The 9,456-nt window shown below is 59.8% G+C and carries 10 protein-coding genes and 1 pseudogene; 5 read left to right on the top strand and 6 right to left on the bottom strand.

Annotation, left to right across the window (positions count from 1 at the left end):
• The 4 genes and pseudogenes from WCA53_RS14545 to WCA53_RS14530 all read right to left on the bottom strand — a co-directional run.
• Window positions 1-126 (bottom strand): annotated as a pseudogene (locus WCA53_RS14545) (carbohydrate ABC transporter permease); the annotation flags it as partial.
• A gap of 26 nt (window positions 127-152) precedes the next feature.
• Window positions 153-1,088, bottom strand: a complete 936-nt coding sequence (locus tag WCA53_RS14540) for a carbohydrate ABC transporter permease (protein ID WP_423911408.1) — start codon at window positions 1,086-1,088, stop codon at window positions 153-155.
• A gap of 111 nt (window positions 1,089-1,199) precedes the next feature.
• Window positions 1,200-2,543: an ABC transporter substrate-binding protein gene (locus tag WCA53_RS14535; RefSeq protein ID WP_423911406.1), complete on the bottom strand. Its 1,344-nt coding sequence runs from the start codon at window positions 2,541-2,543 to the stop codon at window positions 1,200-1,202.
• A 162-nt stretch (window positions 2,544-2,705) separates the two neighbouring features.
• Complete coding sequence (locus WCA53_RS14530; RefSeq protein ID WP_423911404.1) at window positions 2,706-3,479, bottom strand: L-iditol 2-dehydrogenase; 774 nt, start codon at window positions 3,477-3,479, stop codon at window positions 2,706-2,708.
• 424 nt (window positions 3,480-3,903) lie between these two features.
• Between WCA53_RS14530 and WCA53_RS14525 the strand changes: the two genes are divergently transcribed.
• From WCA53_RS14525 to WCA53_RS14505, 5 genes are all read left to right on the top strand, one after another.
• A complete protein-coding gene (locus tag WCA53_RS14525; RefSeq protein ID WP_423911402.1) occupies window positions 3,904-4,797 on the top strand; it encodes a metal ABC transporter solute-binding protein in 894 nt (297 codons plus the stop codon).
• Window positions 4,798-4,867: 70 nt separating this feature from the next.
• Window positions 4,868-5,764: a metal ABC transporter ATP-binding protein gene (locus WCA53_RS14520; RefSeq protein WP_423911399.1), complete on the top strand. Its 897-nt coding sequence runs from the start codon at window positions 4,868-4,870 to the stop codon at window positions 5,762-5,764.
• Complete coding sequence (locus WCA53_RS14515; protein WP_423911396.1) at window positions 5,757-6,539, top strand: metal ABC transporter permease; 783 nt, start codon at window positions 5,757-5,759, stop codon at window positions 6,537-6,539. The genes WCA53_RS14520 and WCA53_RS14515 overlap by 8 nt, the downstream gene beginning before the upstream one ends.
• A gap of 81 nt (window positions 6,540-6,620) precedes the next feature.
• On the top strand, window positions 6,621-6,881 hold the full coding sequence (locus tag WCA53_RS14510) for an antitoxin (RefSeq protein WP_423911394.1): 261 nt from the start codon (window positions 6,621-6,623) through the stop codon (window positions 6,879-6,881).
• Window positions 6,882-6,889: 8 nt separating this feature from the next.
• Window positions 6,890-7,276: a type II toxin-antitoxin system VapC family toxin gene (locus WCA53_RS14505; protein WP_423911392.1), complete on the top strand. Its 387-nt coding sequence runs from the start codon at window positions 6,890-6,892 to the stop codon at window positions 7,274-7,276.
• A gap of 12 nt (window positions 7,277-7,288) precedes the next feature.
• Here WCA53_RS14505 and fghA read toward each other — a convergent pair whose 3' ends face one another.
• Together fghA and WCA53_RS14495 are read right to left on the bottom strand one after the other, a co-directional pair.
• On the bottom strand, window positions 7,289-8,134 hold the full coding sequence (fghA, locus tag WCA53_RS14500) for an S-formylglutathione hydrolase (RefSeq protein WP_423911390.1): 846 nt from the start codon (window positions 8,132-8,134) through the stop codon (window positions 7,289-7,291).
• Between the two features lie 82 nt (window positions 8,135-8,216).
• Window positions 8,217-9,323, bottom strand: coding sequence for an S-(hydroxymethyl)glutathione dehydrogenase/class III alcohol dehydrogenase (locus tag WCA53_RS14495; protein WP_423911388.1), 1,107 nt, complete (start codon window positions 9,321-9,323; stop codon window positions 8,217-8,219).
• Window positions 9,324-9,456 lie beyond the last annotated feature (133 nt).

Raw genomic sequence — 9,456 nt, 5'->3', positions numbered from 1 at the left:
ATACGCCTGCTGCTCGGTCTTGAACGCCGTGATGGTCATCCAGAAGATCGGGAAAAATAGCAGGATTGCCATCAGCCAGGCAATCACACCCAGGATGCCGCGCTTGAACATGTCCATGAACTGCATGGAACTCGTAGTGCTTGCAGGATGGCTCATGATTCGTACTCTCCCTTGAGGTTCTTCGACAGCATCCGCACGAGGAAGAACGCAACAATGTTCGCCAGCACCACCGCCAGGATCCCGCCCGCCGAAGCCAGGCCGACGTCGAACTGCTGCAGGCCAAGCGCGTAGATCAGGTACGACAGGATGGTCGTCGCCGTGCCGGGGCCGCCGCCGGTCGTCGTGTAGATTTCAGCGAAGATCGAGAGCAGGAAAATGGTCTCCATCATCACCACGACCGCAACCGCGCGTTTCAAATGCGGCAGGGTAATGTAGAAGAACATCGAGAACGCGCCCGCGCCGTCGATGCGCGCCGCTTCCTTTTGTTCCTGGTCGAGTGACTGGATAGCCGTGAACAAGATCAGGAATGCGAACGGCAGCCACTGCCACGCGACAATCATGATCACCGCGAACAGCGGATACTCACCGAACCAGTCGATCGGCTGCATCCCGAGCGCACGCATCCCCTGCGCAACCAGTCCGTAGACCGGATGCAGGATCATGTTCTTCCAGATCAATGCGCTGACCGTCGGCATGACGAAGAACGGCGCAATGACCAACAGCCGCGCAATGCCCTGCCAGATGAACTTTCGGTCGAACAGCACGGCGAGCAGCACGCCGCCGATCACAGTGATCGCCAGTACGGAAATAATCAGCGTCAGCGTGTGGAAGATCGATGGTCCAAAAGCGGGATCGGTCGCGAGGAAATAATAGTTATCGATGCCGGCAAAACCTTTGACATCGGGGTTCAGCAGGTTGTATCGCGAGAACGAATACCAGATGGTCATCGCAAGCGGAATGGCCATCCATAAGAACAGCAAACCGGTCGACGGCGCGATCAGCCAGCGAACCGACCTCGCTCGCCGCTTGTCTCGCTCGGCCGCCGATTGCTCATAGTTGTTCGTTATGGGGGGATTAAGTTGACTCATGATCGTGTCACCTCTTCATGAAGCGCAGGCCGCGCGCGGGCTCCCGTCAAGGGAGCGGCGCGGCCCGCTGTACTGCGATGGTTGCTGCTGGTTACGGCTTTACTGCTGACTTTACTTCTGATACCCGGCTTGTTTGACCGCACGATCGGCCGCCGCGTTACCCGCCTTCAGCGCGGCGTCAACCGTGGTCTGCCCCGCGACTACACCTGCGATCGATTGGCCGACCACCGTACCGAACGACTGGAATTCCGGAATGCCGACAAATTGCACGCCGGTGTACGGAATCTTCTGCGCCGACGAATCGTTTGGATTGGCTGTCTCAATCGCCTTCAGCACGAAGGGGCCGAACGGCGCCGCCGCCTGGTACTCAGGATTTGCGTAAGTCGACTTGCGCGTGCCCGGCGGGACCGACGCCCAGCCTTCGTCCTTAGCCGCCAGTTGAATATATTCCTTCGATGTCGCCCACGTCGTGAACTTCTTCGCGGCATCTTGCGACTTCGAGGTCTTCGGAATCGCAAGCGCCCACGACCACAGCCAGTGAGCGCCCTTCGGCGTCACTTGGATCGGTGCAGCAGCGAAGCCGACCTTGTCCGCGATCTGCGATTGCGACTTGTTATAGAGCATGCCGGCTGCAACGGTTGCGTCGATCCACATTGCGCACTTGCCTGAGGACATCAGCGTCAGGTTTTCATTGAAGCCGTTCGAGCTCGCTCCCGGAGGGCCGTCGTTCTTCAGCAGGTCCGAGTAGAACGTCACGGCCTTGTGCCATTCCGGCGTATCGAGTTGTGCCTTCCAGTTCATGTCGAACCAGCGGCCGCCGAAGGTGTTCACCACCGTCGACACGAACGCCATGTTCTCGCCCCAACCTGCCTTGCCGCGCAGGCAGATGCCGTATTGGCCCTTCGATTTGTCCGTGAGCTTGTCGGCGAATTGCTTGATCTGGTCGTAGGTCGGCTGATCCGGCATGGTCAGTCCGGCCGCCTGAAAGAGGTCCTTGCGATAAAACGTCATTGAGCTTTCGACGTAGAACGGCAGTGCGTACAACTGGCCGTTGTACGAAAGACCGTCGCGAGCGGATTTCACGACGTCGTCGAGATCGTAGTCGGCGGGGAGATTGGTCATTGGCGCGAGCCAGCCGCGCTTGCCCCATTGCGGAGCTTCGTAGGTGCCGATAGCCACCACGTCAAACTGGCCGCTATTCGTGGTGATGTCGGTCGTCGCGCGCTGGCGCAGCACGTTTTCTTCGAGAATCACCCACTTCAACTGGATGTCCGGATTGGCCTTTTCGAACGCCGGCGACAACTTCTTCAACTCGATCATGTCCGGGTTGTTGAGCGTCGCGATGGTAACCGTCGCGGCCTTCGCCGCGACCGGCACGAGCGTGGCTGCGGCAAATGCGGCGATGGCGAGCGAACGCATCGGCGTGGCTCTAAGACTGAGGCTGGTGCGTTTCATGTTGTTTCGTCTCCTTTTTCGTTAGCACAGGCGCTCGTGCTTTGGGACTTGGCCCCGGCGCCGACCTTGGCTTGTAGCGGTTGATGCTGGGTGAAACGGGTAAGAACGGTGCGGCGCTGGGCCGCCATGCCCTCTGGTTAGTCTTGTTTTGACAGTGCTGCTTCAACTCATCCAGTTACCGCCATCTACGTTCAGCGTCTGCGCGGTGATGTAGTCGGAATCCGCCGATACGAGGAACAGCGCCGCGCCCGTCAGGTCGTTCGGCAAGCCCATGCGGCCAAGCGGCACCGCTTCTCCGACCAGGCGTTTCTTCTCGCCGAGCGGACGGTTTTCGTACTTCGCGAAGAGCGCGTCGACGGTTTCCCACATCGGGGTATCGACGACGCCCGGCGCGATGCTGTTCACGTTGATGCCATGTTTCGCGAGCCCGAGTGCGGCCGATTGGGTGTAGCTGATCACGGCGGCCTTGGTCGCGCAATAGTGGGAAACTAGCGCTTCGCCGCGACGCCCCGCCTGCGACGACATGTTCACGATCTTGCCGCCACGGCCCTGCTCCACCATGCGTTGCGCGACGCGCTGCATCAGGAAGAACATGCCCTTCACGTTCACCGAGAAGAGGCGGTCGAAGATGTCCCAGGATTCATCGAGGATCGGGCGCATATCGAACAGCGCCGCGTTGTTGAAGAGAATGTCGATGCCACCGAATTTCGCGACGCTCGACGCCACGATGCGCTCAATGTCCTCGCGCTGGGTCACGTCGGCTTTGATGGCGAGCACGCGGTCCGGGGTATCCGAGAAACGCTGCGCCAGTTCTGCTTCGTCCTTCAAGTCGACCACAACCACTTTCGCGCCTTCACCGAGGAACCGCTTGGTGACCGCTTCGCCGATTCCACTGGCCGCGCCAGTCACGATTGCTACTTTGTCCTGCAGTCTCACGAGCTTGTCTCCGGTTCGTGTGCTTCGTCTTAGAGTCATCACGTACTGAGCGAACGCTCTTCACGTGATCAATTGCTCTCTCTTTGAACGAATGATCGGCGACGCACGTGACCGTGTCAAGGCACGCTCTCATCTTTCGATGCTGCGGCGCGCAAAGCACTGCAAAACTTCGGGAAAACCCCAACTGGCTTGGGTTTGCGGGAGATCGAACGACCTGGGTCGAGCGCTTTGGATGCGCCAGGAGATGTAAAATAGAGTGATATGTTATATCATCGCCTCCGATCAGAACGGCGCTTGGCCGTGGTTCCTTTGAAGGCGTCAGGACGCTGGTTCGGCTGCTCGCACGGGATGCCGATCAGCCAGTCCGTTGCCCATTTGATTCATCGGCTGTCGTGTAATTCATCTACTTGTTCCAGGAACCACCATGAGCAAACTCGTCGCTGTCCTGTCGTGCGTCGCCGTCTTTTGCGCCAGCCTGTGCGGCTCGGTATCGGCGCAAACGGCGCAAACGAAGCCCGTGCAAGTGGTCGCAGCCGAGAACTTCTACGGCGATGTCGTGCGCCAGCTTGGCGGCGCGCACGTCGCGGTGACGAGCATCCTGAGCAATCCGGACGAAGATCCGCATCTCTTCGAAGCGAGTCCGAAAACCGCCCGCGCGCTGCAAAACGCGGCGCTGGTCGTGTACAACGGCGCCGATTACGACCCCTGGATGGACAAGCTGCTTGGGGCATCGAAGGGAAATGGGCGAACCAGCATCGTCGCGGCGCAACTCACCGGCAAGAAGTCCGGCGACAACCCGCATCTTTGGTACGACCCGGCGACCATGCCCACGGTGGCGAAAGCGGTCAGCGCGTACCTGGTCCAAACTGATCCGGCGCACAAGAGCGACTACGACGCGCGGCTGCAGGCTTTCCTGGCATCGGTTAAGCCAATCGACGACAAAGTCGCCGCGCTCCGGAGCCATTACAAAGGCGTGCCGGTCACGGCGACGGAGCCGGTCTTCGGCTACATGTCCGACGCAATCGGCCTCGACATGCACAACGCCCGCTTCCAGCTTGCCACGATGAACGATACGGAACCGAGCGCATCGGACATCGCTCAATTCGAAAAGGATCTGCGCGAACGTCGCGTGCACGTCCTGATCTATAACAGCCAGGCCACGGGCGCACTCACGAAGCGCATGCTGAAGATCGCCCACGATGCACACGTGCCAAGCATCAGCGTCACCGAGACGCTGCCGGCCGGAAAGACTTTTCAGACATGGATGACCTCGCAACTCGACACGTTGGCGGCTGCACTGCAAGGACAGGCACAATGACGGCAGGCGCCGATTCGCGGCAGCCGGGTTTGCGTTTCACCCCAAAAAACGCGAAGAAAGGATGAAATTCATGACCGCAAGTGCCGGTTCGCAGTCGCCTGTACACAATGCGCTGGAAGTCGACCACGTCACGCTCGAACTGGGCGGCCGGCCGATCTTGTCGGACACGAGCTTTACCGTCGGCGCGAGCGAGTTTATCGGTGTGCTGGGGGCAAACGGTGCCGGCAAGACCACGCTGATGCGTGCAATGCTGGGTTTGCTGCCGTTATCGAAGGGATCGATTCGCGTGAACGGCGAGGCGGTCGTGCGCGGCAATCCGGCCATTGGTTATATGCCGCAGGTTCGTAGCGGCCTGGCCGGTCGACACGTGCGGGGCCGCGATTTCGTATCGATGGCGGCAGAAGGTCATCGGTGGGGGTTGCCCCTTCCAAACGCCGCCGCTCACGCCGATGTCGACCGTGTGCTCGACCTGGTCGGCGCCACGGCGCTCGCGGCGCGGCCGCTGTCTGAATTATCGGGTGGGGAACGCCAGCGCCTGCTCCTCGCGCAGTGTCTGCTCGGCAATCCCAAGTTGCTGCTCCTCGACGAACCCTTGATCAGCCTCGATCCGCGCCATCAAACCGGCGTCGTCGATCTCGTACGGCGCGTGCAACGCGAACTTCGCATCACCGTCCTGTTCTCCGCGCACGAATTGAATCCGCTTCTCAATTCCATCGATCGCGTTTTGTACCTCGGCAACGGGCGCGCGGCGCTCGGCACGATCGATGAAGTCATCACGAAGCCGGTTTTATCGCGGCTGTATGGCTCGCCGATCGACGTCATGCGCGTCAATGGCCGCATTTTCGTCATGTCCGGCGACGTGGAAATCGAAAAGCTCGACCACGCCCACGAAGAAGGCGGCGACGGCCATTCGCACGATCACGGCCACGATCACCACCATTCCAAAAAGCATACCCACGATGTTTGAATACGAGTTCATGCGCAATGCCTTCGCGGCGTCGGGAATCGTCGCGGTGCTGGCGGGAATCGTCGGCTATTTCCTGGTCCTGCGCGGCCAGACGTTTGCCGGACATGCGTTGTCGCACGTGGGTTTCACCGGTGCGACCGGCGCCGTGCTTGTCGGCGCGTCGCCCCTGTGGGGCATGGTCGGTGTGACGCTCGTGGCCGGTATCGGCATGGGCGCTCTAGGCGAAAGACTGTCGGGCCGCGATGTAGCGATCGGCGTGATCCTCTCGTTATCGCTTGGTTTCGGCTTGTTGTTTCTCCACTTCTTCACCGCCTACGCCACGCAAGCGACGGCATTGCTTTTCGGCAATGTGCTTGGCGTCAACCACGAAACGCTCGTCGTGCTGGCCGGTTTGGCCGTGGTGAGCCTCGGCGCGCTCGCGGTGATCATGCGGCCTTTGCTGTTCGCGTCGTTGCAACCCGAATTGGCCGAAGCGAAAGGCGTGTCGCTGCGCCTTGTGTCGATATTGTTCCTCGCCATCACGGCGCTGGCGGTGGCGGCATCGACGCAGATTGTCGGCGTGCTGCTCGTGTTTGCACTGATGGTCGGACCGGCCGCGGCCGCGCAAAACGTAACGACGCGGCTGTCCACCGGCTTGCTGCTCGCCGCCGGGTTCGCGCTATTGCAGGCGTGGATCGGTTTGACGCTCGCGTATTACACAGACTGGCCGACGAGCTTCTGGATCACGGCGCTGGCAGCGCTGGTTTATGCAGGGAGCTTGTTGGCACGGAGATAGCAGTGAGGCGAACGCTCGTGCGTGATCGTTTGCCTGAATTTGGACTATACTTTGGTATCTACCAAATTCAGGGGTGTCGCGATGAAGCAAATAGCGAAACTTTTCACCAATGGCCGTAGCCAGGCAGTGCGACTCCCGGCCGCTTATCGGTTTGACGGCAGTGAGGTTTTCATTCGCCAAGACTCGGAAACGGGCGACGTCATCCTCTCGCGGAAACCGGAAAACTGGGACGGCTTTATCGTGGCGCTCAAGGACGCAGAGATACCTGAAGGCTTCCTGGATGCAAGCGAGCGCAATCAGGGAAGCCATCGTCCCGACCCGTTTGAAGGATGGAACGAGTGAAGCGATACATGCTCGACACGAACATGGTCAGCCATCTGATCAAGAAACATAGTGCCGTGATGCCGCGGCTTGAGAGTGTTCCCATGTCGAGCATCTGCGTATCGGCAGTGACCGAAGGCGAACTACTTTTCGGATTGGCAAAACGTCCAGACTCAACGCGGCTTCGTCGGGTCGTTCACGAATTCTTGTTGCGTGCAGACGTCTTGCCTTGGGACACCCGTGTGGCTCAAGAGTATGGAACATTGCGCGCCGAACTGGAGCGCAAGGGACAGCCTCTCGCGCCAATGGACTTGATGATCGCGTCGCATGCCCGATGCGTCGACGCCATACTCGTGACTAACGACGGCGTATTCGCGCATGTCCCGCATTTGAAGTTTGAAGACTGGACACACTGAAACCCCCACCCATCACCGACACAGCGTCCGCGCATGATGCGCGATGTGATCTCCGATGAAGGTCGAGATAAAGTAGTACCCGTGATCGTAGCCCTCGTGCCTGCGCACCGTCACTGCCTGCCCTGCCTCCTTCGCCGCGGCCTCGAATATCTCCGGATGCAATTGCGTCGCGAGGAAGTTATCGGCGAGACCCTGATCGATCAAAATCCCCCCTTCGAACCTTGACGCAGCGTGCTTGACCAGTTCGCTGGCATCGTACTGTTTCCACGTCTCGCGATCCTCGCCAAGATAGCCCAAGAATGCTTTCTCGCCCCAAGCGCATTGCGATGGCGCGGCGATTGGCGCGAACGCCGACACCGACGTATAGATGTCAGGGTTCTTCATCGCGAGTACGAGCGCGCCGTGGCCGCCCATTGAGTGGCCGAAGATTCCCAGCCGGTCTTCCCGGATCGGCAGTTCGTCTAGCGCAGTCGCCCGCAGGTCCTGCGTTACATAGGAATACATACGATAATTCCGCGACCACGGTTCCACTGTGGCATCGACGTAAAATCCCGCGCCCACGCCAAAGTCCCATGCCGCGCTTTCGTTCGGCACGCCCGCGCCGCGTGGGCTTGTGTCGGGAGCAATGAGCGCAATGCCGTGCTCTGCGGCGTATCTTTGCGCGCCGGACTTGATCGCGAAGGTTTCTTCCGTACACGTCAGGCCGGCCAGGTAGAACAACGCAGGGACTTTCCCACTGGTTGCCTGCGGCGGCAGGAAGGCGGAGAAGCGCATCGATAAGCCCACAACGTCCGAGTCGTGCCTGTATGTCCGCTGCACGCCGCCGAAGCAGCGATGTTCTTCTACTAGTTCTAGCATGGCTAGGTCCTTGATTTTATTGCCGGCATTGCACGTTGCACTTCCGACGCGCCCACGGCGCATCGGAATCCAGCCCACACGCTCAATACAGCACCACCGAGCGGATCGATTCGCCCTTCTTCATCAGATCGAAACCTTCGTTGATCCGTTCGAGCGGTAGCCGATGCGTGATCAGGTCGTCAATATTGATCTTGCCTTCCATATACCAATCGACAATCTTCGGTACATCCGTGCGCCCCCGCGCTCCACCGAACGCCGAGCCCTTCCATTCGCGCCCCGTGACCAACTGGAACGGCCGCGTGCTGATTTCCTCGCCCGCCGCCGCAACGCCAATGATGAACGACTGACCCCACCCCTTGTGCGTACATTCCAGCGCCTGGCGCATCACCTTGGTGTTGCCGATGCATTCGAACGAATAGTCCGCGCCGCCATCGGTCAGTTGCACGATGTGATCGACGACATTCGGCACCTCATTCGGATTGATGAAGTGGGTCATGCCAAACTTCTTCGCCAGCTCGACACGGCCCGGGTTGAGATCGACGCCGATGATCTTGTCCGCGCCGACCATCTTTGCGCCCTGGATCACGTTCAAGCCAATGCCCCCCAGCCCGAACACCACCACGTTTGCGCCGGCCTCGACCTTCGCTGAATACACGACGGCACCGACGCCTGTCGTCACGCCGCAACCGATGTAGCAAATCTTGTCGAAAGGCGCATCCTCCCGGACCTTCGCGACCGCGATCTCGGGCACGACGATGTAATTCGAAAACGTGGATGTGCCCATGTAATGGAACAACGGCTTGCCATCGATGGAAAATCGCGACGTGGCATCCGGCATCAAGCCACGCCCTTGCGTCGAACGAATTGCCTGGCACAGATTGGTCTTGCGCGACAGGCAGAATTTGCACTGGCGACATTCCGGCGTGTAGAGCGGAATGACGTGGTCGCCCTTCTTCAGGGTACCGACGCCCGGCCCGACATCGACGATCACACCGGCGCCTTCATGCCCCAGGATCGCTGGGAAGATGCCTTCCGGGTCCGCGCCCGACAACGTGTAGTAATCGGTGTGGCAAATGCCCGTTGCCTTCACTTCGATCAGCACCTCGCCAGCGCGCGGTCCTTCCAGATCGACCTCTTCAATGGTCAACGGCTTGCCAGCTTCCCATGCAATCGCGGCTTTGGTTTTCATCTGTTCGGCTCCTTTCAAGTGTTCGTTTTGATAGCTCAAGCGCGGGCGTCAGAACCACGTCGCGTTGCGCTGATATAGATCGATAAACCGTTTATAACGCAAGCTCAGGGCATCGTCCGCAGCGGGCGTGGCG

Origin of the sequence: Caballeronia sp. (assembly GCF_049581465.1) — a bacterium.
GTDB lineage: Bacteria > Pseudomonadota > Gammaproteobacteria > Burkholderiales > Burkholderiaceae > Caballeronia.
This window is presented reverse-complemented; position numbering and strand designations above follow the sequence as displayed.

Excerpts from the sequence above, each read along its gene's own strand:
- WCA53_RS14540 (WP_423911408.1), bottom strand. The coding sequence starts at position 1,088 with ATGAGTCAACTTAATCCCCCCATAACGAACAACTATGAGCAATCGGCG.
- WCA53_RS14535 (WP_423911406.1), bottom strand. The coding sequence starts at position 2,543 with ATGAAACGCACCAGCCTCAGTCTTAGAGCCACGCCGATGCGTTCGCTC.
- WCA53_RS14525 (WP_423911402.1), top strand. The coding sequence starts at position 3,904 with ATGAGCAAACTCGTCGCTGTCCTGTCGTGCGTCGCCGTCTTTTGCGCC.
- WCA53_RS14520 (WP_423911399.1), top strand. The coding sequence starts at position 4,868 with ATGACCGCAAGTGCCGGTTCGCAGTCGCCTGTACACAATGCGCTGGAA.
- WCA53_RS14515 (WP_423911396.1), top strand. The coding sequence starts at position 5,757 with ATGTTTGAATACGAGTTCATGCGCAATGCCTTCGCGGCGTCGGGAATC.
- WCA53_RS14510 (WP_423911394.1), top strand. The coding sequence starts at position 6,621 with ATGAAGCAAATAGCGAAACTTTTCACCAATGGCCGTAGCCAGGCAGTG.
- WCA53_RS14505 (WP_423911392.1), top strand. The coding sequence starts at position 6,890 with ATGCTCGACACGAACATGGTCAGCCATCTGATCAAGAAACATAGTGCC.
- fghA (WP_423911390.1), bottom strand. The coding sequence starts at position 8,134 with ATGCTAGAACTAGTAGAAGAACATCGCTGCTTCGGCGGCGTGCAGCGG.
- WCA53_RS14495 (WP_423911388.1), bottom strand. The coding sequence starts at position 9,323 with ATGAAAACCAAAGCCGCGATTGCATGGGAAGCTGGCAAGCCGTTGACC.